The sequence below is a fragment of the Rhodococcus sp. 2G genome (assembly GCF_001886355.1).
In the GTDB taxonomy this organism is placed as follows: domain Bacteria; phylum Actinomycetota; class Actinomycetes; order Mycobacteriales; family Mycobacteriaceae; genus Rhodococcus; species Rhodococcus pyridinivorans.
On sequence record NZ_CP018063.1, the window covers coordinates 1616909 to 1640894 of the forward strand.

The following is a 23986-nucleotide window of genomic DNA, read 5'->3' on the forward strand; positions in this document are numbered from 1 at the left end:
GGTGATCACGACCGGTCCGGCGGGTAGAACGCCTCCACCAGGGCGGCCAGGACCTTGCCGGTCTGTGGGCCGAAGCTGAGCAGGGTCGAATCGTCCATGTCCACGATGGTGCCCGTCTTCCCGGCCGGGGTCTGCGCGACGCCCGGGAGCTGCGCGAGCCCGTCCGGTCCGCCCACCGAGTCGAGGCTGTGCGTCATCACCAGGATGATGTCGGGCGCCGAGGCGATCATCGCCTCGCTGGTGATGGGCACGAACTGTGAGTCCAGGCCGGCGAGGATGCCGGCGTCGCGACCACCGGCGGCTGCGACGAGCGCATCGGCCCCCGATCCGGGGCCGCCGAGCATCTTGATTGCCGAACCGCGCAGATAGAGGAATGCGACGGTGGGTTCGGGATGGTCGGCGGGGATCGAGTCCTTCGCCGCGGCGATCTCGTCGAGCGTGCGCTGCGCGAGCGCGGCACCGGCCTCGGGGACGCCGAGCGCGGCCGCGACCGCCTCGATGTCGTCGGCGACGGTGTCGAGGGAGCGTTCCGGGTCGACGAACACCACGGGCACGCCGGTCGCGCGGATCTGTTCCTGCACCGCCAGTGGACCGATGGAGGTGTCGGTGAGCACGACGGTCGGGTTCAGCGCAAGGATCGCCTCGGCGTTGAGACCGTGCCCGCCGGGGGTGACGTTGGGGACGTCCTGGATCGCGGGGAAGGACGCGGTGGAGCGGCCGACGAGCTTGTCGCCGAGTCCGAGGGCGTACACGGTCTGCGCCAGGGTGCCGGAGCGGTCGGCCACCACGATCCGGGAGATGTCGGTGATCGTGGTCTCGACGCCGTCCACGCCGCGCACCGTGGCCGGCAGCGCGGGTGCCGGGTCGGTGGTGATCGGCTCGGGTTCGGCATCGACGACGGCGGTGCGCGGACCGGTCGCGACGTCGGTGACGGTCGTGCCGTCGGTGGTGGGGGCGCTGCATGCGGCGACGAGGAGGACACCCAGCACTGCGATCAGCGCGACCGGAAGGCGGAGGAGGGAACGGAACATCGGTCAGGCACGCACCCGATACCGGTCGATATCGCGCGCGAGGTCGGCGAACAGGGCACCGTTGAGCCCGTACACGAGGTTCGCCTCGTCGATGACGGTCTGTTGCTGGTCGCCGTCGAGCGGTGCGGCGTCGAGCTTCGCGCGGTAGGCGTCCTTGAACGGCTTGGTCTTCGGGATCCCGTCGAAGATGTAGAAGCGCAACCCGTCGCGCTCGTAGCCGTAGGCGCGTTCGAGCATGCGGCGGATGATCTGGCCGCCGGACAGGTCGCCGAGATAACGCAGATAGTGATGCGCGAGGAAGGCTTCCGGGGACACCGCCGCGACCTGCACGAGCCGGTCGACGTAGGCGACCGTTGCGGGCAGCGGCGTGATGCGGTCGCGCCAGTCGGAGCCGACGAGGAAGTCGAGGTCGGCTTCGAGCGCGGCGGTGCGGAGCAGTTCGTCGCTGAGGAAGGGACCGGCGATCGGGTCGTCGGCGTAGCTGCGGCCGATCCGCTCGAGGCTGTCGTAGACGAACCAGGTCTGCGCGATGAGCGCGGCGTGGGCCTCGGTCGACAGCTTGCCGCCGAGCAGTTCCGAGACGAACACCGAGTTCTCGGTGTCACTGTGCGCCTGCTGGGTCTCGAGCCGGATCCGTTCGGCGAATCCGACGACTTCGGTCGTGGCCATCGACCGACCTCCCCTCACATTGCCTGTACCGAATGTACTCGGCAGGCTAGCCTAACCTTCCGGATAAGGGCAGGGTGCGGGCGGTGTCGCGGAGATCACGCGCTCACGTCGTCGAGCGCCGCGGCGATCGCCGGCGGCAACGCCAACTCCTCCGCGACCAGCACTCCGGTCAGTTGCGCGAGATCCCGGGCACCCACGAGCGTCGAGGCCACGTGCGGCCGGTCGCGCACCCACGCCAGCGCGACGGCCAGCGGGGAGGTGCCCAGCCCGTCGGCGGCCGTGGCGACCGCGTCGACCACGCGCACCGCGGATTCGGTGAGATAACGGCGCACTTCCTCCGTGTGCACATCGTCGGCGCCGCGCGAATCCGCCGGCACCCCCGACCGGTACTTACCGGTGAGAACACCGCCGGCGAGCGGCACGGCCGCGAACACACCCACGCCGTGGTGGGCCGCGGCGGGGATCAACTCGTCCTCGACGCCGCGGGCGAGCAGGGAGTACTCGACCTGCGTGCTGATCAGCGGCGCCGGGCGCCGGGCCGCGGCCGCGGCCGCGGCGGTCGCGAGCTGCCAGCCGAGATAGCCGCGCACCCCGACGTATCGCACGCGCCCGCTGGTGACGGCGAACTCGAGGGCGTCCATCACCTCGTCGACGGGGGTGTGCGGATCCCACGTCGCAACCTGCCACACGTCGAGGTGGTCGGTGCCGAGTTCACGCAGGGTCGCGTCGAGCTGGTTGAGCAGGCCCGAGCGGGAGCAGTCCACGCGGCCGGAACCGAGTGTGGTGGTGTCGATGCCGGAGCTGCCCGACAGCACCAGCTGGTCGCGGGGCACCACGTCGTCGAGCAGTTCGGCGAGGATCCGTTGCGCGACCCCGTCCCCGTAGGCGGGGGAGGTGTCGACGAGCGTGCCGCCCACATCGACGAAGGCCGACAACTGGGCTGCGGCCTCGTCGCCGTCCGTTCCACGACCCCACGTCAAGGTGCCCAGGCCGAGCCGTGAAACCCGCAGGCCGCTCGCACCGACTGTCCTGTATTCCATAACCGTCCGCGTTTCCTCCCGACACGACGGGACGTCGCCGCGCTCGGCCACGACCCTGGTACTGCACCCTAATGCGCAACAGGCGCGCGGCAGCGTCCGGCGCGCCGACCGGTCGGGTTCCACGTACCCTTCGCCGAGTGAGAACTGCTCCCTGCATCCGCGACCACCGATCCGTCCCCACCGCAGCCTTCGTGCCGGGGGTCGCCGCATGATCGGCGAATCGATGACCTGGCTGCAGACGATCGTCCTCGGCATCGTGCAGGGCCTCACGGAGTTCCTGCCGATCTCCTCGTCCGGCCACCTGCGGATCGTCTCGGAGATCTTCTTCGGAGAGGACGCCGGCGCGTCCTTCACGGCAGTCACCCAGCTGGGCACCGAGGCCGCCGTTCTGGTGTTCTTCGCCGGGGACATCTGGCGGATCCTGCGGGCCTGGTTCCGCGGCCTGTTCCACAAGGAGCACCGCTCCGACCACGATTACAAGATGGGCTGGTACGTCATCCTCGGCACCATCCCGATCGGCATCCTCGGCGTGCTGTTCAAGGACGACATCCGCACCGTCGCCCGCAATCTGTGGCTCGTTGCCACCATGCTCATCGTGTTTTCGATCGTCATCGCAGCTGCCGAGTACTTCGGCAAACAGCGGCGCGACGTGAGTCAGCTCACCCTCAAGGACGGGCTGATCATGGGTTCGGCGCAGGCGCTGGCCCTGATCCCCGGCGTGTCCCGCTCCGGCGGCACCATCTCCGCCGGTCTGTTCCTCGGGCTCACCCGCGAGGCTGCCGCTCGATACTCGTTCCTGCTCGCCATCCCCGCCGTCGTCGCCTCCGGTCTGTTCAGCCTGCCGGACGCCTTCGAACCGGCCGGGGAGGGGCTCAATGCCTCGGGGGCGCAGTTGCTCGTCGCGACCGTGATCGCCTTCGCGGTCGGCTACGCTGCGATCGCCTGGTTGCTGCGCTTCGTCGTCAACCACTCGATGTACTGGTTCGTCGGCTACCGAGTGATTCTCGGCGTGATCGTGCTCGGACTGCTCGCCACCGGCGTGGTCTCCGCCACCTGAGAGGCTGCCGACAGGCGGTACCTCTAGGCTGGGCGCATGACGGTCATCCTGCTGCGGCACGGACGGTCGACGGCGAACACCTCGCACGTGTTGGCCGGTCGTTCCCTCGGTGTCGAACTCGACGAGGTCGGCCACGTCCAGGCGAAGAATCTCGTCACCCGGTTGGCCGGGCTCGAGATCACCGAGATCGTGCGGTCGCCGCTGCTGCGGTGCCGGCAGACAGTGCAGCCGCTGGCGACCGATCGTGGACTCGAACCGGTCGTCGATGAGCGACTCGCCGAGGTCGACTACGGGCAGTGGACCGGACGCGAACTGAAGGAACTGGTCAAGGAACCGCAGTGGGCGGTCGTGCAGCAGCACGCCTCCGCAGCGGTCTTCCCGGACGGTGAAGGACTCGCGCAGGTGCAGTCCCGCGCGGTCGCTGCGATCCGCGAACACGACCGGCGTCTGCGCGAGGCGCACGGCAAGGACGTCGTGTGGATCGCGTGCAGCCACGGCGACGTCATCAAGTCGATCCTCGCCGACGCGCTCGCGACGCATCTCGACAGCTTCCAGCGGATCGTCGCCGAGCCGGCGTCGCTCAGCGTCGTCCGCTACACCGACACCCGGCCGTTCGTGCTGCGCGTGAACGACACCGGTTCGGACCTGTCCGGGCTTGCCGGGCCGTCCGAACCCAAGTCCGTGCCCGGCGGCGAAGTGCCCGGCGCGGTCGAGGAACCCGGCGACCCACCGCAGGGGCACCGACAGGAGACGGCACGCGGATAATGGCAGTGTCCGTCATGGCAGAGTGTGGGGACTCGAGGAGGTGTGATGGCCCGCGCGATACACGTGTTTCGAACACCTGATCGGTTCATCGCCGGCACTGTCGGTGAACCGGGCGACCGGGTGTTCTACCTGCAGGCCGTGCACGAGTCCCGTGTAGTGAGCGTGCTTCTGGAGAAGCAGCAGGTGCAGATCCTGGCCGACCGGATGGGGCTGTTGCTCGAAGAGGTACAGCGCCGCTTCGGCACCGTGATCCCCGACGACCCCGAGGTCGACGTCAGCCCGTTGGTGACACCGATCGAGGCCGAGTTCCGGGTCGGCACCATGGGTCTGGGCTGGGACGCCGACGCCGGATCGGTGGTGGTGGAGCTGCTCGCGGTCACCGACACCGAACTCGACGAGTCCGTGGTGCTCGACGACACCGAGGAAGGTCCCGACGCGGTGCGGGTATTCCTCACCCCGGTGCAGGCCCGCGAATTCGCGGCCCGCTCCGAACTCGTCGTCTCGGCCGGGCGCGCGCCCTGCCCGCTGTGCGGCGAACCGATCGGCGCCGACGGACACATCTGCGTCCGCACCAACGGTTACCTGCGTACCCCCGGATTCGATCCGGCCGCCTGGTTCGGCGAGGAAGAAAGCTGACCGCGTGACGGCGCCGGACGTGCGGAGCGTGCTGACCGACGGCGACCTCGACGTCGTCGGGCAGATCGCACACGCAAGCAACGCGACCCTCGTGTGCGACGCGCAGCTCGGCGACACCGAGGTGCGGTGCGTCTACAAACCTGTCCGCGGGGAGCGGCCGTTGTGGGACTTCCCCGACGGCACCCTCGCCGGACGCGAGGTCGCCTCGTACCTGATCTCCGAGGCGCTCGGCTGGGACGTCATCCCGCTCACCGTGCTGCGCGACGGCCCGTACGGTCCCGGCATGGTGCAGCGCTGGATCGACACGGTCGACTCCGCGCAGGGCGGAACGGAACGCCTGGATCTGGTGGACCTGTGCCCGGCCGGTGCGGTCGCGCAGGGGTGGCTGCCGATCCTGCGTGCCCGCGATTTGGACGGCGCCGAGGTGGTGCTCGTCCACGCCGACGATCCGCGCCTGCAGCGCATGGCGGTGCTCGACGTCGTCCTCAACAACGCCGACCGCAAGGGCGGCCACGTCCTCGAAGGTCTCGACGGACACGTCTACGGCGTCGATCACGGCATCTGCCTGCACCAGGACGACAAGCTGCGCACCGTGCTGTGGGGGTGGAGCGGCGACCCGGTCGACCCGGTCCTCCTCGCCGACCTCGACAAGCTGCTGCGCCGGTTCGACGGCGGCTTCGCCGAGGAGCTGTGCGAGCACATCACCGCCATCGAGGTGCGTGCCCTGCAGCGCAGGATCTCCCGCTTGCTCGAGCGTCCCGTGATGCCGCATCCGCGCGGAGACCGGCGCATTCCCTGGCCCGCCTTCTGAGGCCGCGGCCGTTCGCCTGCCGCACGTCCGGGTGCCCGCGCGGAGCACTCCCGCGACTCCATTAGGCTCGTAGTCATGCAATCTTGGTCCGACGTCGCGATCCCGTCCGTCCCCGGTCAGGGGCCTCCGTTGCGGTTGTTCGACACCGCGGACCGAGCGGTGCGTCCGGTCACCTCGGGCGACACCGCGACGATGTACGTGTGCGGCATCACCCCCTACGACGCCACGCACCTCGGCCACGCCGCCACCTACCTGACCTTCGATCTGGTCAACCGCATCTGGCGCGACGCCGGCCACGACGTCCACTACGTGCAGAACGTCACCGACGTCGACGATCCGCTGTTCGAACGCGCCGAGCGCGACGGTGAGGACTGGGTCGTCCTCGGTATGCGCGAGACGGCCCTGTTCCGCGAGGACATGGAGGCGCTGCGCGTGCTGCCGCCACGCGACTACATCGGTGCCGTCGAATCGGTGAACGAGGTCGTCGAACTCGTCGAGAAGCTCGTCGCCTCCGGTGCCGCCTACATCGTCGACGACGCCGAGTACCCCGACGTCTACTTCCGGACCGACGCCACCGAGCAGTTCGGTTACGAGTCCGGCTACGACCACGACACGATGATGCGGTTCTTCGCCGAGCGCGGCGGCGACCCGGAGCGCCCCGGCAAGCGCGACCCGCTCGACGCCCTGCTGTGGCGCGCGGAGCGTCCCGGCGAACCGGCCTGGCCGTCGCCCTTCGGTGCCGGACGCCCCGGCTGGCACATCGAGTGCGCGGCCATCGCCCTCAACCGCATCGGCTCCGGCTTCGACGTGCAGGGCGGCGGCAGCGACCTGATCTTCCCGCACCACGAGTATTCCGCCGCGCACGCCGAAGCCGTCACCGGCGACCGGCGTTTCGCCCGGCACTACGTGCACACCGGCATGATCGGCCTCGACGGCGAGAAGATGTCGAAGTCGCGCGGCAATCTGGTGTTCGTCTCCAAGCTGCGCGGTGAGGGCGTCGACCCCGCCGCCATCCGGCTCGGGCTGTTGTCGGGGCACTACCGCGTCGACCGTCCGTGGACGTCCGAGGTCCTCGCCGCCGCCGAGGCGCGACTGGCGTTGTGGAAGCAGGCGGCGGCGCTGCCGTCGGCCGCCTCCGCCGAGGACACGGTCGCGCGCCTGCGCCAGCACCTCGCCGACGACCTCGACACCCCGAAGGCCCTCGATGCCCTCGACGGGTGGGCGACCTTCGCCGTCGAGCGCGGGGGAGACGACGCATCGGCGCCGGGTCTGTTCGCCGACGCGGTCGACGCGCTGCTTGGTGTGAACCTGCGCTGAGGGGTCGGTGCGTGGTGTGGTAGCAGGCATTACCAGGACCACGCACCGTAGCTACGCCAGCAGGGCGCGGATGTCGTCGGCGGTCAATGCCGACGAGAACATCTCTCCGTCGTCGACGACCGACGAGAACAGCTCCGCCTTGCGTAATTGCAGCGCCCGCACCTTCGCTTCGATGGTGTCGCGGGCGATCAGCCGGTACACCATGACGTTGCGGGTCTGCCCGATGCGGTGGGTACGGTCGACGGCCTGCGCCTCCGTCGCGGGATTCCACCATGGGTCGAGCAGGAAACAGTAGTCCGCTTCCACCAGATTCAGGCCGAATCCGCCGGCCTTGAGGCTGATGAGAAACACCGGTGCCGCTCCGGACTTGAATTCCTCGAGTACTTTTCCGCGTTTGCGGGTCTTGCCGTCCAGATACAGGTAGTCGATTCCGGCGGCGTCGAGCCGTGCCCGGACGCGGTCGAGGAACCCGGTGAACTGGCTGAACACCAATGCTCGGTGCCCGCCGACGATCACGTCGTCGAGCTGTTCGAGCAGCGCATCGATCTTTGCGGAGCCGACCTTGTTATGCGCGTCGTCGACGAGGCCCGGATCGAGGCTCATCTGCCGCAGCAGGGTCAGCGACCGCAGGATCGTGAAGCGGTTGTTGTCGAGGTCGTCGACGAGCCCGAGAATTTTCTGCCTCTCGCGCTGCAACTGCCGGTCGTAGACGGCACGGTGTTTCGGTGTGAGTTCCACCTCGAGTACCTGCTCCTGTTTCTTCGGCAGGTCGGTGGCGACCTGTTCCTTGGTGCGACGCAACATCAGCGGTTTGATGCGCTGCCGCAGCTGCACCAGCAGTTCGGGGTGACTGCCGCTTTCGATGGGTTTGCGGTAGTAGTCCTGGAACTTCGTCGGATGGGGGAACAGGCCGGGTGCGGTGATCGATAGCAGCGACCACAATTCCATCAGGTTGTTTTCCATCGGAGTTCCGGTGATCGCGACCTTCAGCGGTGCCTCGATCTGCCGCACGCACTGATATGCCTTCGCCCGGTGGTTCTTGACGAACTGTGCCTCGTCGAGCAGCAGCATCGACCAAGCCCGTTCGAGATACTCGTCGATATCCAGGCGCAGCAGCGTGTACGACGTGACGACGACGTCGATCCCGTCGAGCAGATCACCCAGCGACACACCGCGTTTGGCGGATGTCTCGGTGATCGCCACGACGTTCAGGTCCGGTGCGAATCGCCGGGCTTCGGTGGCCCAGTTCGGAACCACCGATGTCGGCGCCACGATGAGTACCGGAGCATCGGCCGGCCGCTTCGCGCGAGCGTGGCAGATCAGTGCAAGCGACTGCAGGGTCTTGCCGAGGCCCATGTCGTCGGCGAGGATTCCGCCGAGTCCGTGCGTCCACAGGAACGTCAACCACCGGAATCCGTCGAGCTGGTACGGCCGCAGCGTCGCCTGTACCGCCTTCGGCACCCGGGTCTTCGCTGTCGCCTTCATGTCGAGAAGGCCTTGTACCTGTTTCTTCCAGGCTGCGGCCTGCTTGTCGACGACACCGAGCGCCGCCAGTTCCTCCCAGATCCCGGCTTGGAATCGGCTCAGCTGCAATCGATCCGGATCGTTGTTTTCGTGCAGTGCGCGGGCTTCGTCGACGAGTCGGCGCAGTTGTTGCAGTTCGGGTTTGTCCAGGGGCAGGTAGGCCCCGTCGGGCAGCATCAGAGTTGCCGCGCCCTCGCTGAGTGCGGTGAACACCTCCCGGAAAGGGAGGGTGGCCCCGTCGAGTTCGATGGTGATGTTCAGGTCGAACCAGTCGGAGTCGGCGGTGGCCTCGGTGGACAGTCCGATGCGCAGGCTGTCGCCGACGTCGCGGTAATCGGCAGGGGTGCCGTCGACGCGCACCTGCACATCGTCACGGCCGGTCAGCAGGGGCAGCAGTTCGGATACCAGTCGTGCGGTGTCGAGGTCGGTGATGGCGACGCGGGGGAACAGCCGCCGGTCGACGGAGTTGTCCAGGCCGAACGGGGCGACCACCGGCCGGATCTCGGTGAGCAGCGCGTCTTCGGCGTCGCGGTCGCGGACGGTGTCGCCGAGACGTTCGTACAACTCGACCGTGTACTCGCCGTCGCCGACGGTGTAGCCGAACTGCCAGTGCAGATCGGCGCGATGTTCGGGACGGAAGGCGACGTGTAGGAGCAGCGTCGGCCCGCTGACGGTCGGTGCTGTGAACGAGCCGTCGGTGGAGGTGACGGTCGCTGCTCGGTGCAGGCGCGGGTAGTAGGTGGTCGCGAACCGCGGCACCTGATCTGCTGGCACGGTGAGCGCACCGCTGCTCTGCAGTAGTTGTTGCATGCCGGCGGCAACGGGGTTGCGGAGCTGCGCGAGGCGGAACGGTAGATCTGCCGGCGCGCCGCCGTCGTGATCCCCTGAAGGGAGGTAGATGACGCCGTGGGCGGGGGTGCCGATGAACGCGACGGCGGTCCCGGTCGAATCGTCGCCGATGTGCAGGGCTGGGGTGACGGTCAGGCCGTCGCCCGAATCGGCGACGTCGACATGCACGTCGGCGGTGCCCGGCGGCGGCACCGCACCGTGCTTCTTCTTCGCGTAGCGCAACTCGATCCCGAGGCGGTGGGCATCGTCGAGCAGCGACCACAGTCGCGGCGACACCGCCGACAGATCGAGGGTGGTCTGGGCGGAAGTGTAGTAACTCCGTGTCGAGGCGTGTACCAGCGCTGCGAATTCGAGCAGCAACTGCCGGTGTTGCTCGTTCACGTCGTAGGTGTAGGCGATGTTCTGCCACGAAATGTTGCCGGAGACCCATCCCGTGCGTCCGGGGCGCAGCACCCGCGCGGTGAGCATCGGCGCCGGAGCGTGCGTTCGCTGTGTCAACGCCAGTTGCAGGGCAAGGGGCACGCCGCTACCGGTCTCGTGGTCCGCGAAGAGAGCTTCGAACGGTGCTTCCCACGAGGGCGTGTCCGGGGTCATGTCCTCCTGTGGGACAAGCAGCGCAAGCAGAAGCGCCACGGTGTGCTTGCAGTCGTAGCCGACCGGGCACGAGCATTCGCCGTACTCGAACTCGAGTCCTCGCGGTCCGGGGTGGAGTTGCACGACAGCCTGGTACACCCGGGTACCGGCAATTCGTCCGAAACCGACGAGATTGTCCTCGTCGAATCCGCAGTCGACGACCGCGCCTCGATCGGCGTAGCGCACGCCGCGGTCGAAGGTGGATCGGCCCACCGCGGCGATCAACGACTCGATGAGGTGGTCGAATGCGGGATTCCCGGCCATGGGTGAGCAGTCTATGCCCCCACGTCGCGTGCGTGAGTTCGCCGTGCCGCCGTCCTGATCGAGGCCGCGCCCGACCGGCGTCGTGCAGGTGACTGGCGTGTCGCCTGTGCCGCAGCGGGATTCGACCTCGACCGCCTGCACCCGCTGGTCGCCGCAGCGCTGTATCCGGGTCGGTCACCGCCGCAAGCGTCCCGGATGCCGAAGCACGGGAATCGGACTCACCTGATCCATTGCCGTGGTGAACGGCACCGGCTCGGCCACGGCATCGTCCGGCGCCCGGGACGACTACACCTATCGTCGACCGCCCTCGAATCCGACCGTAACGCCTGGGCCCGTGTTGCCGATCCTGAGCAGGATGACCCGTCCGGGTAAGTTGTGACGGACGTGAACGATCGGATGGAAGAGGGGGAGCCCGGTGCACAGTGACCGGTGGGTCGAGGTCAGCCCTTCCCCGTTCGACCATGAACGTGAAGGGCTCGAACGGATCAAGGAGATCCTTCCCGACGCCCCGCCGTTCCGGGCGTGGTCGAACTTCGAGTTCCGCGACAACCGCGGCCGCTGGCACGAGGTGGACCTGCTGGTCCTTGCTCGTGACACCCTGTACTTGATCGAGCTGAAGTACTACAGCGGGACGCTGCGCGGCAACGACCACGTGTGGAGCCGCGGAAACTATCGGTCCGAGGATTCACCGCTGCTGCTCGCCCGCAAGAAGGCGCAGTATTTCTCGTCGCTGCTCAAAGACAGGCTGGCGGAGAAGACCGGGCAGAAGAATCTCAAAGGCGTCATCCCGTACGTCCAGGAACTCGTGTACCTGCATCATCCGGACCTGAAGTGCATGCTGCCCGCCGGCTCCGCGATCAATCTGTACGGCATCGACGGCAACGAACACCGCAGCTATCTCCCCGGGATCAGCGAACGGCTCCTCGCACCGTCGAAGCACGAACCGGTGTCCGAAGAGAAGTCGCTGCTGATTCGCGATCTGATGGCTGCGATCGGACTTGCACCCCGCCGCCAGCGCGAGGTCGGCTCCTGGGTGATCGACGATCAGCCGCTCGGCGACGGCGAGGGCTGGCAGGATTGGCCCGCCTTCCATCACGTCGACATGGAACGTGCCGCTCGCATCCGCTTCTACCTGCCCAAGCCTGGGGCGACGTCCGCGGAGGAGCACGCCCGGGCGCGCGGTGTGGAGCACGAGTACAAGCTGTTGTCGCGGCTCAAGCACGACGGCCTGCAGGTGCCCGTCGACGTGGTCAAGGACAAGGAACTCGGCATCGGCCTGGTGTTCCCGACATCCGAGAGCGACGTCCGCCTGGATCTGTGGCTCGCGGACCACCACGGCGAGATGACGCTGGAGCGGCAACTCGCAGCGCTCGCCGAGATCGCCGAGATCGTCCACTACGCGCATCGGCACCGCGTGGTGCACCGCACCCTCAACCCCCGGGCGATCGTGGTCCGCGACCGCAAGACCGGTCCGCAACCGCAGGTGACCGACTGGGACACCGCGGGTGTGCTGCCCGCCAACGCGGAAACCGGCGTCACCCGCCTGTCCGCGGGACCGCTGAGCCTCATGGCCGGCAGCCTGAGCGACCAGGCTCGGCTGTTCACCGCTCCCGAGGGCGTGAACCCCGCCGATCCGGCCCGGATGGACGTCTTCGGACTCGGTGCGCTCGCGTTCTACCTGCTCACCGGTGGGCAGTCGCCGGCAACGGAACGTGGCGAACTGCTCGACCGATTGCGCCGCGACGGCGGTCTCGACCTGGCGGTGGAGCTGCCGCAGGTCCCCTCGATCCTGCGGCAACTCGTGCTCGCCGCCACCGACCCCCGTCCCGCAGAACGGATCTCTTCCGTCGCCGACTTCCTCGAGCGACTCGAGGCGGTGCGTTCGGAGCTGTTCCGCGCCGAGGGGGAAACCGATCCGCTCGACGCGAAACCCGGCGACGAACTCGGCGACGGCCGCTTCGTCTACAAGCGGCGCCTGGGCGCGGGCTCGACCGCTGTCGGCATCCTTGTCGTGGACCGAAAGGCGGGCGATCACGAGCGGGTCCTCAAGGTCGCCCGCGACGACGAGGCCGCCACTCGGCTTCATGCCGAGGCGCAGGTGCTCGGCAAACTCGACGATCCTCGCATCGTGCAACTGGCCTCCGAGGAGAACGTCGGCGGCCGCGCGGCTCTCGTCGTGCACTACGCGGGACGCACCACCCTCGCGGAGGAGTTGGCCGCCAAGGGCGGGCGGCTGTCGATCGATCTGCTCGAACGCTGGGGTACCGATCTGCTGCAGGCGCTCGTTGCCCTCGAGCGTGCCGGGGTGGTGCACCGCGACCTCAAGCCGTCGAACCTCGGTGTGCACCAGTCCAGCTCGCGTGCCGACGCGCATCTTCGCTTGTTCGACTTCTCGATGGCCGGGGTCGATCTGCGCCACACCGACGCCGGAACCCCGCCCTATCTCGACCCGTTTCTCGGTACCGGTGGACGCAACCAGTACGACACCGCCGCCGAACGCTACGGCGCTGCTGTCGTCCTGTTCGAGATGGCCACCGGCGGCGCCCCGCAGTACGGACCGGACCCACAGGCGAACCCGGCCACCGTGCAGGACGACGTCACCGTCGCCCCCTCCATGTTCGAGACGCCCGTCGCGGCAGGTCTCACCGCGTACTTCACCTCGGCGCTCTCCCGCGACGTCGCGACCCGCCCGGACACGGCCGAGGAAATGCTCCGCGACTGGCGCCGGGTGTTCACCGACCTCGACGCCGCTCCCGCGAAGGCAGACAAGACCACTCGCGCAGTCAAGGTCGTCGCCGGCACCTCCCTTGTTGCCGCCGGGCTGAGCGCACGGGCCGTGTCTGCTCTTGCCGCGGCGCAGGTCACCACGGTCGGCGAGTTGCTGGTGCTCGATTCCACCCGACTCAACCGTCTGGTCGCCAAGGAAGCAAAAGCCACCCGCACCGAGATCCGCGACCGGCATCGCACGTGGGTCAAAGAACTCGGCCGATCCGCAGCAAAGCCCCAGGATCAGCAGGGTCTGCTCGGCCTCGACGACGCCGTCGCCCTGTTGGTATCGGCGGTGGGCACCGGTAGGGCCAGTACCCGCCGCAGTGCAGCGGAACTGCTCCTCGGTGTCACCGGCACTCTCGATGCGTTCGCGTCCGGCAACGAACTGGCGTCGGCGTTGAAGAAGAGCGGACCCCGAGGAAACCAGCTTCTCAAGGAACTGCAGTCCGACTGGGCGGAGAACCCGGCGACACGGGAGCTGCTCGACGAACTCATCGACGTCGCCGACCAGGTCCTCCGCGATTCCGGTGGGGTAGTAGCGATCTCCACCCTCACCGCCGAGATCCGCGCCCGGCTGCCCCAAGCCCCGGCCGCTGCCGCCGATGCCATGGCCCCGCGTCTCGCGGAGCGTGCCGCCGCCGGGCTATTGCGCCTCGCCCTGGATCGGCTCACCGAGCACGAAACCGCCGAGGGAACCCGGCGGTGGGTGCGCCGACGCCACGGTGGACGCCTCGCGTTGGTCGCCGACGACGAACTTCTGCTCGCCGGAGCCGAAGCCGCGGGCCGTCGCGCCGACGACCTCATGGTCGCCACCCCGATGTCCCAGGTGGTCCCGATGGGCACCGCGGCACGTGAGCTGCGCGGCGCGTTCGCCCGCGCTTACGCAGCCGCGGCCCGACCGGACGTGCCGGTGCCGCTGCCCCCGGACGGGCGTCTGGTGCGCTTGGCGGCGGCAATCTCCAAGTTCGCCGCCGTCTCCGGTCGCGGTGAGCTGCACAGCCGCAGCCTCGGCCCGTCCGACGCGCTGCGCATCGCCCTTGCCGGACTCGCCCAGACCGAGGCGTTGTCGCCGACAGAGATCCGGGCGCGCGTCGCCGCACGATTCCCGGAGCTCGACCGGCTCCCAGCCCGACCCGCTCTCGACGCACACCTTGACCGCGCTGGCCTCGGCCTCACCTGGGACGGCACTGCCTACCGCTACGAGCAGGCCGCACCGCCGAGCGAAACCTCCCTGCACACCCGCACCGCCACTCACACCGGACCGCCCGCCGGACCTGTCGTGTCCGCCACGACCGGCGACGGTGGTGCGTCACGGAACTCGCTCGTCGCGCGCTCCTTGGCGGAGAACGGCTTCCTGGTGTTCGGAGTGCCCGTTCATCGGCCCGGCGACCACCAGGTCGTCGCGCGAGAACTCGTCGAGGCGCACGAGGGCGAGGTCGTCGACGTCACCGGAGCGATCATCGACGGGATGCGGACCTTCTCGTCCGAGCGGGGTGTGCCGTGGGATCTCGTACGAAGCGCAGATGCTGCGGCGGCGGGAAGCAAGGACGCGCGGGGCCTGCGAGCGGTGCTCGAGCAGGTGATGCCGCGCGTCTGCGCCGGCCTCGAAGAACGAGTATTCGGCGACGCTGCGCAGCCGAGACCGCTGGTGCTCACCGAGGTGTCGCCACTGGCCCGGTACGGCTACCTCGACGTACTGGCCCGGCTGGCCGACCTGTCGGCACCACGTCGCCGCCCGGTATGGGTGGTGTTGCCGCAGATGCGCGGCCAGCGCGGCGCGCTGGTGGATGGTCAGCCGATCCAGTTGGGTTCACCCGGCGGACAGTTCGTTGTGTACCCGGTCTGGAAGACCGGGATCGTGGAGAGCGAGAAGGTGTGATGGCGGACTTTTCCGCGACCGAACTGGTGAAGGCGCTGCGCAAGCAGGTCACCGTCCTCGAGGACGACCTGCGTGCGCGCGTCGACGGCGCGGACGTCGACACCCGCCAGCCCGGGGTGGAGCAGCGGTGGCGAGCCGAGTACACCGCCGCGCTACAGGCCCAGCGGACGGCCGCGTCGTGGCAGGCGTGGCGCGACGAACGGATCACGCAGGCCGCGGTCGCGTGGGTGCTGTTGACGGTGTTCGCGCGCTACTGCGAAGACCACGCGCTGGTGTCGAAGGCGTGGATCGGCGGTCCGGATGCGGATGCGCGCCAGCAAGCGCTCGACGCCCGGCGCGCCTACTTCGCCGAGTTCCCGGAGCACACCGACCGCGAGTGGCTCGAAACGATCATCGCGCATTTCGCAAAGATGGAAGCCACCCGCGGACTGGTCGACAGCTACTCGCCGATGCACCAGGTGGCGCCCTCGGGCGACGCAGCGCGCGGCCTTCTCGAATTCTGGTGGGACAAGGACGCATCCGGCGAGCCGCTGTGGAGCTTCGCCGGTGTCGACACCCGCTTCCTGGGTGACGTGTATCAGGACCTCTCGGAGTTCGCGAAGAAGACCTATGCGCTTCTGCAGACCCCGGAGTTCGTCGAGGAGTTCATCCTCGACCAGACCCTCGAACCGGCGCTGAAAGAGCGGCCGCTCGAGGGCTTCACGGTGATCGACCCGACCTGCGGGTCCGGCCACTTCCTGCTCGGTGCATTCCACCGGTTGCTGGAACGGTGGGAGAGCGAAGCTCCTGGACTCGGCCGTCGCGTGTTGGTGCAGAAGGCCCTGGCGTCGGTGTTCGGCGTGGACATCAACCCGTTCGCGGTGGCGATCGCGCGGTTCCGGCTGATGGTCGCAGCGTTGGATGCGAGTGGGGACAAGTCGATCGAGAAGTTGATCGACATCGAACTCAACCTTGCAGCTGGTGACTCGTTGCTGTGGGGTGCGCGGCAGCAAGCGCTTGCAGACGACCTGTGGTCCACGGGCACCGAGCAGATGGCGTATGCGACGGAGAACGCAGACGCGCTCAAAGCGATTCTGCAGCGGGAACACGATGTGGTGGTGGGCAATCCGCCGTACATCACAGTCAAGGACAAAGCGCTCAACCAGACGTACCGTGAGCTCTACTCGACGTGTCATCGGAAGTACGCGTTGACGGTGCCATTCATGGAACTGTTCTTCGATCTCGCCAAGAGCGATTCGAACGGTAAACCGGGGTGGGTCGGGCAGATCACCTCCAACTCCTTCATGAAGCGAGAGTTCGGTTCCAAACTGATCGAGGAATTCCTGAGCACCCGTGATCTTCGTAGGGTCATCGACACGTCTGGTGCGTATATCCCCGGGCATGGCACGCCAACGGTGATTCTTGTAGGACGTAACCGGACACCGGTGGGGGGGACGGTGCGTGCAGTACTGGGAGTTCGCGGCGAGCCGGGGCGGCCGGAGGAACCTGCGAAGGGCATCGTATGGTCTGCAATTGTCGGCCACATCGACGAACCGGGTTTTGACAACGGATGGATTAGCGTTGCCGAGCTCGACCGGAAGCTACTGCGTGCACACCCTTGGAGTCTCACTGGCGGTGGCGCTGTCGGGTTGATGAACCGAGTGGAGTCCGGGAAGAGATCACCACTGAAAGACGCGATGTTGGTTGTGGGACGCACAACCCACACAGGTTCCGATGACTGCTTCTATCTACCGCGAGAGTCGGTCAGTGCGTTGCACGTCGCCGACGATGTGGTCCCGGTTGTTCTAGGCGAGGACGTGCGCGACTATGCAATTGCTGAAGGTCTGGTCACACTGTTCCCGTACAACACCAACGGGGAGCCTCGTGAGGTCGACGATTCGGCGATGCGTCTGTTCTGGCGCAATCGCACGCTACTGTCCGGGCGGATCGACTTCCAGCAGACTCTTGCAGAGAGAGGGCTTCGGTGGTTCGACCACTCGATGTTCTTCAAGGACCGGTACCGAACCCCCCTCTCCATCACCTTCGCCGAAGTCGCGACGCACAACCATTTCGTCCTGGACCGTGGCGGCAAAGTGTTCAAGCAGACCGCGCCGGTGATCAAGTTGCCGGAGGGGGCGAGCGAGGACGACCACCTGCGGTTACTCGGAGTGCTGAACAGTTCGGTGGCGTGCTTCTGGCTCAAGCAGAAGTGCCACAACAAAGGAAGTACGGTCGATAATTCCGGGGCCAGAACAACTTTGGATCAGTGGGAGAACTTCTTTCAGTTCAATGGGACGACGCTGAAGGACTTTCCGCTCCCGTCGACCTATCCATTGGAACGCGTCCGCACTCTTGATGCACTCGCGCGGGAAGTTGACTCGCAGACTCCCTCGGCCGCTGCGGCGAAGGGTGTGCCGTCCGCTGAGGCGCTTGAGCACACGCGCGGCGAGTCCGAGCGGATTCGTGCGCTGATGATCGCACACCAGGAGGAACTCGACTGGGAATGCTACCGCCTTTACGGCCTTATCGACGATGACCTCACCTACCCTGGGGAACTGCCCGGAATCGCGCTGGGGGAGCGCGCGTTCGAGATTGCTCTCGCGCGTTCCGTCGAATCCGGTGAGCACACCGCGTGGTTCGAACGGCACAGATCCACACCAATCACCGAGATCCCGTCGCGCCTGCCCGCCGAGTACCGCGACCTCCTGCAGCGACGCCTTGATCTGATCGCCTCGAATCCGGGCATCCGGTTGTTGGAGAAGCCGGAGCACAAGCGACGCTGGGCGATCGATCCGTGGGACAAGCGCGTCACCGAAGCGCTGCGTGACTGGCTGTTGGACCGCATCGAAAGTCGTAAGCTCTGGTTCGAAGGTGACCGCCCCACCCCGCGCAGTATCGCCCAACTCGCCGATCGACTCGACAGTGACGAGGGCTTCCGTCAGGTGCTGCGGTTGTGGGCCGGTAGCAAGGAGGTGTCCACCTCGGCGGCATTGGCCAAGCTTCTCGAGGAAGAAGGTGTCCCGTACCTCGCGGCGCTGCGGTACAAGCCGTCGGGTCTCATCAAGCGCGAAGCGTGGGAGGACACGTGGGACCTGCAGCGACGAGAGGATGCGGGGGAGAAGCTCGACGCCCCTATTCCGGTGCCGCCGAAGTACAAGCCTGCCGATTTCCTGAAGACTTCGTACTGGTCGCGGCGCGGCAAACTCGATGTACCGAAGGAACGGTTCATCTCCTATCCGAACGCGAACCGCGACACCGACCCGACGATGCTTCTCGGCTGGGCAGGGTGGGATCACGCCGAGCAAGCTCTCGCGCTCGCCGGCCTCGTCGACGAACGCATTGCGGCCGAGGGCTGGGACCAGGCGAATCCAGACAAGCTGACTCCGATGCTGGCCGGGCTGGCCGAGCTGTTGCCGTGGGTACGGCAGTGGCACGGCGAGATCGACCCTGAATACGGTGAGTCGGTCGCCGACACCATCGAGGAAGTTCTGCGCTCCCACAGCGCGGACCTCGGAGTCACAACCGAGGATCTTGGCGCGTGGCGGCCCCCGGCCCCTACCCGAGGTCGTCGCACAGCAGCGAAGTCGACGAAGGAGAGCGGCCCGGCGTAGGTCGATCAGAGGCGCGCGTCCGGCTCGATCGCCAGGACGCCGGCCTCCGTGTTGCCCGCACACGTCCGGTCCGGCGGTACATGCTGTGTTGCGCCGGCGCGTAGGAGGTGTCCGACCTCGTGGTCGTGTGAGTCGGGTTCTGTGAGGCGGCGTTCGGGGAGGCGCGCAGTTTTGGTCGGGTGTACTCGGCAACCCGGTGCGCGTCGACACAGGTAGTCCATTGCACCGTGGCGGGCGAGAGCTCGACGTCTGCCCGTAGTCGACTCGAACTCCATGGAAGCGGGGGGCGGGGAAGAACGCCGGTTCCGATGTTCTCGATCAGGAGGGAAAAGAACCGACAATCGGACGCCCTGCGGGCGACTGCTCCTGACCGATCGGAGACCCTACGGGTCCCTGAGCTTGCCTTCGGCCCCTTCCCCAACGCTGCCCGGTCGCCATGCCCCGATAGACCATCTCGGCCAACGCTTCTGGCCCCACGTCGGAGATGACGTGCGGCTTGCGCTGGACCCGGTCGTTCGTGTCGACCCTCACGATCGGGTGCTCCACCGCCAGAGTGGAGACGAAGGATACTGGCGCCCAGTCGGTTTCACGCACGGGAATGGCACCCCTGCGTGCAGCGTCTTCTGCGCTGACGTCGGACCTCGGGAGATGAGCGACGAATGCCCGACGTGCCGCGGTTACCGGACCGGCCCGCGCACACGTCAAAGCGAACCACCTCGAGCCTCCCGACCGACGCGGTCGAGAGGCTCAGTAGGTCAGGACGTCAGTGAGAAGCCCGACGGGGTAAGAACGAGGAGGTCGGCGTCGAATGCCGAACCATAAGAATTGTGCCCTGGGGGCGTGTGGATAGACTCCACCCTACGGTGCATGACAGGTCCAATCTGTCGTGTGCCCAGACCCCGGTTCGGTGTTACCAGCACCAGCCGGGGTCGACCTGTTTTCAGGTTGGTGCTCGGATGCTCCCATGCGCAGCAAGCAGCGTCAACTCGAACGCCTGTTCGTGTCGGCGGATGTGTCCGAAGCTGCGGAGTGTGGTTCTGCCCTCAACTCTCGGACAGAGCTGCTCAGCGTCGGTCCGGACCGACTTCAGGCGCGATTGGTCCATTCGCGTATCTTTCGCGGATGGGCAACCTATGGGGCGACGTCACGAGTGTCGACCGTCGCGTAATTCCCCAGGGGTTTCCGTCATGGAATTCCCCATGTCCGGGTGTGCTGAGTCGAGGGTAGCCGGGCCGGTGCCCGGGTTGGTTCAGTTCGCGGCCGCGGTGCGGTTCCCGGGGCGTTTGCGTGGCCGGTAGGACGGGCCGTCCATCAGGATCTGGTGGCTGGTGTTGATCAACCGATCGAGCAGGGACTCGGCCACGACCGGATTCGGGAACAGCGGATACCAGTCTTTCGGGGCCCGGTTGCTCGTCAGAACCAACGGCTTGCCGGCGATCGCCCGGTCGGATACCAGATCGTAGAGATCATCGGACTGGGTGGTGGTGTGCTCGCGCATCGCGAAGTCGTCGATGATCAACACCAGCGGCCGGGTGTATTCGCGCATCCGTTGGCCGATGGTGCGGTCGGCGTGTCCACCGGCCAGATCGGCGAGCATCCGGGAACACTTGACGAACCGCACGTCCCCGCCGCGTCGGGCCACATGATGCCCTAGCGCTTGTGCCACATGGGTTTTGCCGACGCCGACGGGTCCGTAGAGGATCACCGACTCGCCGGCGTCGAGCCACCGCAGCGCAGCGAGATCCCGCAGCATCGCGGCCGGGAGCTTCGGGTTGGCGGTGAAGTCGAAGTCCTCGAAGGTGGCCTGCTGCTCGAACTTGGCCCGGCGCACCCGCCGGGCCAAGGCGGCGGTTTCGCGGCGGGCGATCTCGTCCTCGCAGAGCACCTGCAGGAACTCGAGGTGCCCGAGCTGCCCGTCGCGGGTTTGCGCCAGGCGCGCGTCGAGGGTGTCGAGCATGCCGGTCAGCTTCAAGGTTTTCAACGCAGCCCGCAGGCTGGGATCATGGATGGTCATGACAGGTGTCCTCACAGCATCTAGTGAAAGTAATTGCAGTTCAATATTTCTGGCGATATGAACGGATCAAGCGGATCGTTCGGTGTCGAACGCGGCCGGCCCGCGCAACAACGCCGGCGCGGTGACCCCGGCATCGGCGACGTCCTGGCCGTCGTGTTCGGTGCCGGCGACGAGGATGCCCTTGACCGTGCGATAACGCGGATCACCGACCTCGAGGGCACGGGCGCAGGCCGCATCGATGCGGGCATCGTCGTAACGCGACCGCAGCCGGATGATGCCCTGGATCGATCGCAGTCGATGGATCGCGTTGACCTGGGACAATTCGTCGACGATCGCGACCGCGCCGGGTCCGATCTGCTCGGCCTGGACCCGGCACCACACCACCGTCTGCAACGTGAACGCGGTCTTCTCCGGCGGATAATGCTCGGGATTGGTCGCTCTCCCGGACAGGCGGCGCACATGGGTGGCCACGACCTGCTCGTCGTGGAAGATCTGCACCACATCCCCGGCGGTGCGCACCAGCAATCGTCGGCCGATCAGCTGCCACGGCGCCGAATACAACGCCTTGCCGGCCTTGACGTGACAGTCCGGGGCGAGTTTGCCGGTGGAGTAGACCACCGGCTCGAACCTCCTGGGCGGCAACGGCGTCAGGGTGTGCTTTTCGACGGCGTCGAACACCACCGCCGGGTGCGCACCACCGAGACCGCGATGCTGATGCCGGCCGTAGACGTCGGTGCACCATGCCAGTGCGGCGGCCTGCATCTGCGTCAGCGAGGTGAACTCGCGGCCCCGGAAGAACGAGTCCCGGATATAGGGCATGGGCCGTTCGATGCGTGGTTTGTCCTTGGGTTTGCCGGCCCGGGCCGGATCGATGAGCACCTGATAGAAGTCGGCGAGTTCGGCATAGGCCCGGTTGATCTGCGGATCGTAGAGATCGGGGCGGTCCACCCCGGTTTTGAGGTTGTCACACACCATCCGCGCCGGAGCGCCGCCGAAGAACTCGAACGCGGCCACATGCGAAGCGCACCACGAGGTTTGATCCATCCGCAGCACCGGTTGGACGAACAGCATCCGCGAACACGCCAGGATCATCGCGAACGCCCATACCGCCACCCGCCGATCCGTCGCCGGATCGCGCCACATCCCCAACTTGCCGTAGTCGACCTGGCCCTCGTCGCCCGGCGGAACCGGGCCGCGGGGAAAGGTTGCTTTCGACGCCGCGACCCGTTCGGCGAATCGTGTTGCGATATATCGCCGCACGGTCGATTCCGACACCGGGACACCGTGGTCGTCGCGCAGGCGTTGAGCGATCGTCGCCACGGTCACCGACTCGTCGAGTTGGCCCTCGATCCAGGTGTGGTGGGCGGCGATCGCCGGCCAGGTCACCGCCCGTGCCGTCGGGTCCACCACTTCCGGGAACCAGGACGTGATCAACTCGCGCCACAGGTTCTCGTCGAACTTGTCGCCGTCGCCAGGGGTCAGTCCCGCCGCCAGCGCCGGGGCCAAGTACTTGCGGATGGTTTTGCGGTCGAGTCCCAGGGCTGTCGAGATCTGCACCTGGGAGCGGCCGGCATGCCAATGCCGGAACAACTCCATCAGATCGGTCATCGTCCACGTTCTCCTTGCCACCGTCGGGCCCCTTCCCAGGCCCTCGGTGGACCTTGGGAAGAAGCGAACCTGCAGCAGCACCCACACCCCGGCCGACACGCCCCGAGGGTGTGTCAAGTCCCGAGTTTTGTTGAGGCTGAGCGTGTGTTCAGTTCTCAGGCCGCAGAAGCGGCCGGCGGTTGTGCGTAGTAGGCGGTCTCGACCTCGGCTGGGGTGCGATAGTCGAGCATGCCGTGGACCCGTTCGGTATTGAACCAATGCACCCATTGCGCGGTGGCCGCTTCGACGTCCTCCCGGCCGGTCCAGGGACCGTCGAGGAAGATCAACTCGGCCTTGTACAGCGAGTTCAGCGCTTCGGCCATGGCATTATCGAACGAGTCGCCTTTCGATCCGACGGAGGCGACCGCGGCGGCCTGGTCCAGGGTCTGGGCGTAGCGCAGCGCTCGGTATTGCACGCCGCGGTCGCTGTGATGGACCAGTCCGGTGACGTCGCGGCCTGCGCGTCGTCGTGCCCACAGGCCCATCTTCAACGCGTCGAGCGCCAGGTCGGTGTACATCCGGGTCGAGGTCTGCCACCCGACGATCATGCGGGAGAACGCATCCAGGACGAACGCGACATAGACCCACCCGGACTGCGTCCGCACATACGTCAGATCGGCCACCCACAACTGGTTCGGCGCAGTGGCCGTGAAGTCTCGTTCGACGAGGTCACAGGGCTGATCGGTTTCCGGTGCCGGCTTCGTCGTGCGCGGCCATTTTCCGCGGACGGTGCCGCGGACACCGAGTTCGCGGCAGAGCCGCTCGATGGTGCAGCGGGCCACCTCGTGGCCTTCCCGGACCAGTTGGGCGTGGATCTTGCGGATTCCGTAGACCCGCATCCGTGGGTGGGAGTGGATGCGCATGATGTGTTCTTTGAGGACGGCATCGCGGCGTGCACGGGCGCTGGGTTCGCGACCTATGAAGGCGTAGTAGGTGCCCGGGGCGATCTTGACCTCGGTGTTCTCCGACAGAACGCGACAGATCGGTTCGATCCCCCAGCGGTGTTTGTGTTCGTCGATGAAGGCGACGATCACTTCAGTCGGCGGTCGAACTCCGCCTTCGCGAAAAAAGCTGTGGCAGAACGTAATATTTCCATCGACTGCCGTAGTTCGCGGTTCTCTTTCTCCAGACGGCGGATCCGTGCTTCGGCATCGACGGGCTCAGTGGGGAGCTCGTCGTCTTCGGCTTTGCGCACCCAGGTCCGCAGGGCTTCCTTGTGGACGCCGGTCTGCTCGGCGATCCGGTTGATGGCGCCGGTGCGGGTGTCGGGGTCGCGGCGGGCTTCGACGGCGAGTCGGGTCGCTCGCTCACGCAGTTCCTGAGGGTATTTGTAGTTCGCCATGTTGAGTCTGGGGTGATCCTTCCGGGATATCTGGCTCACCCTCAATGAAACCAGGGACGATTCAGTGGGGAATTACGTGACGGCCGGGTGAGGAATTACGTGACGGGTCGACCCCTCAACCTGATCCCTCCCGGGATTTCCGGAGGGCT

Annotated in this window: 14 protein-coding genes and 1 other annotated feature; of the genes, 7 read left to right on the forward strand and 7 right to left on the reverse strand. The window is 67.1% G+C overall.

Features of this window, described 5'->3' with window-relative positions; genetic code table 11:
- Positions 1-5: 5 nt before the first annotated feature.
- The 3 genes from BO226_RS07595 to BO226_RS07605 form a co-directional block, all read right to left on the reverse strand.
- Entirely contained in the window at positions 6-1031 is a 1026-nt protein-coding gene (locus tag BO226_RS07595; RefSeq protein WP_071934922.1) for a heme/hemin ABC transporter substrate-binding protein, read from the reverse strand.
- A gap of 3 nt (positions 1032-1034) precedes the next feature.
- Complete coding sequence (locus BO226_RS07600; RefSeq protein ID WP_006551961.1) at positions 1035-1700, reverse strand: biliverdin-producing heme oxygenase; 666 nt, start codon at positions 1698-1700, stop codon at positions 1035-1037.
- A 95-nt stretch (positions 1701-1795) separates the two neighbouring features.
- Positions 1796-2740 (reverse strand): aldo/keto reductase, encoded by a 945-nt coding sequence (locus BO226_RS07605; RefSeq protein WP_071934923.1) that lies wholly within the window; start codon positions 2738-2740, stop codon positions 1796-1798.
- A 211-nt stretch (positions 2741-2951) separates the two neighbouring features.
- On the opposite strand from BO226_RS07605, the gene BO226_RS07610 reads away from it, so the two are divergent.
- The 5 genes from BO226_RS07610 to mshC all read left to right on the forward strand — a co-directional run bounded on the left by BO226_RS07610 (position 2952) and on the right by mshC (position 7326).
- Positions 2952-3797: an undecaprenyl-diphosphate phosphatase gene (locus BO226_RS07610; protein WP_174556291.1), complete on the forward strand. Its 846-nt coding sequence runs from the start codon at positions 2952-2954 to the stop codon at positions 3795-3797.
- A gap of 36 nt (positions 3798-3833) precedes the next feature.
- Positions 3834-4562, forward strand: a complete 729-nt coding sequence (locus BO226_RS07615) for a histidine phosphatase family protein (protein ID WP_064851877.1) — start codon at positions 3834-3836, stop codon at positions 4560-4562.
- A 45-nt stretch (positions 4563-4607) separates the two neighbouring features.
- Positions 4608-5198 (forward strand): DUF3090 domain-containing protein, encoded by a 591-nt coding sequence (locus BO226_RS07620; protein ID WP_006551966.1) that lies wholly within the window; start codon positions 4608-4610, stop codon positions 5196-5198.
- 4 nt (positions 5199-5202) lie between these two features.
- Complete coding sequence (locus BO226_RS07625; protein ID WP_006551967.1) at positions 5203-6009, forward strand: SCO1664 family protein; 807 nt, start codon at positions 5203-5205, stop codon at positions 6007-6009.
- Between the two features lie 75 nt (positions 6010-6084).
- A complete protein-coding gene (mshC, locus tag BO226_RS07630; protein WP_006551968.1) occupies positions 6085-7326 on the forward strand; it encodes a cysteine--1-D-myo-inosityl 2-amino-2-deoxy-alpha-D-glucopyranoside ligase in 1242 nt (413 codons plus the stop codon).
- A gap of 51 nt (positions 7327-7377) precedes the next feature.
- Here the strand turns inward: mshC and BO226_RS07635 are convergent, their stop codons facing one another.
- Positions 7378-10596, reverse strand: coding sequence for a DEAD/DEAH box helicase (locus BO226_RS07635; protein ID WP_071936380.1), 3219 nt, complete (start codon positions 10594-10596; stop codon positions 7378-7380).
- A 415-nt stretch (positions 10597-11011) separates the two neighbouring features.
- Between BO226_RS07635 and pglW the strand changes: the two genes are divergently transcribed.
- Both pglW and pglX read left to right on the forward strand, forming a co-directional pair.
- Entirely contained in the window at positions 11012-15244 is a 4233-nt protein-coding gene (gene pglW, locus BO226_RS07640) for a BREX system serine/threonine kinase PglW (RefSeq protein ID WP_071934924.1), read from the forward strand.
- The gene (pglX, locus tag BO226_RS07645; protein WP_071934925.1) at positions 15244-18834 is read left to right on the forward strand and encodes a BREX-2 system adenine-specific DNA-methyltransferase PglX; all 3591 of its coding nucleotides are present in this window, start codon (positions 15244-15246) and stop codon (positions 18832-18834) included. Before pglW ends, pglX begins: the two co-directional genes overlap by 1 nt.
- Before the next feature lie 1249 nt (positions 18835-20083).
- Here the strand turns inward: pglX and istB are convergent.
- From istB to BO226_RS07660, 3 genes are all read right to left on the reverse strand, one after another.
- Complete coding sequence (gene istB / locus BO226_RS27620; protein WP_064257733.1) at positions 20084-20848, reverse strand: IS21-like element helper ATPase IstB; 765 nt, start codon at positions 20846-20848, stop codon at positions 20084-20086.
- 66 nt (positions 20849-20914) lie between these two features.
- Positions 20915-22456, reverse strand: coding sequence for an IS21 family transposase (gene istA, locus BO226_RS27625; RefSeq protein ID WP_071934926.1), 1542 nt, complete (start codon positions 22454-22456; stop codon positions 20915-20917).
- 155 nt (positions 22457-22611) lie between these two features.
- Positions 22612-23837 (reverse strand): IS3 family transposase gene (locus BO226_RS07660; protein WP_156895129.1). Its coding sequence is split into 2 segments (ribosomal slippage): positions 22612-23555 and positions 23555-23837, totalling 1227 coding nucleotides; the frame shifts between segments, so codons are not numbered across the junction.
- Positions 23434-23568 (reverse strand) — a sequence feature (AL1L pseudoknot). It overlaps the preceding gene by 135 nt.
- Positions 23838-23986 lie beyond the last annotated feature (149 nt).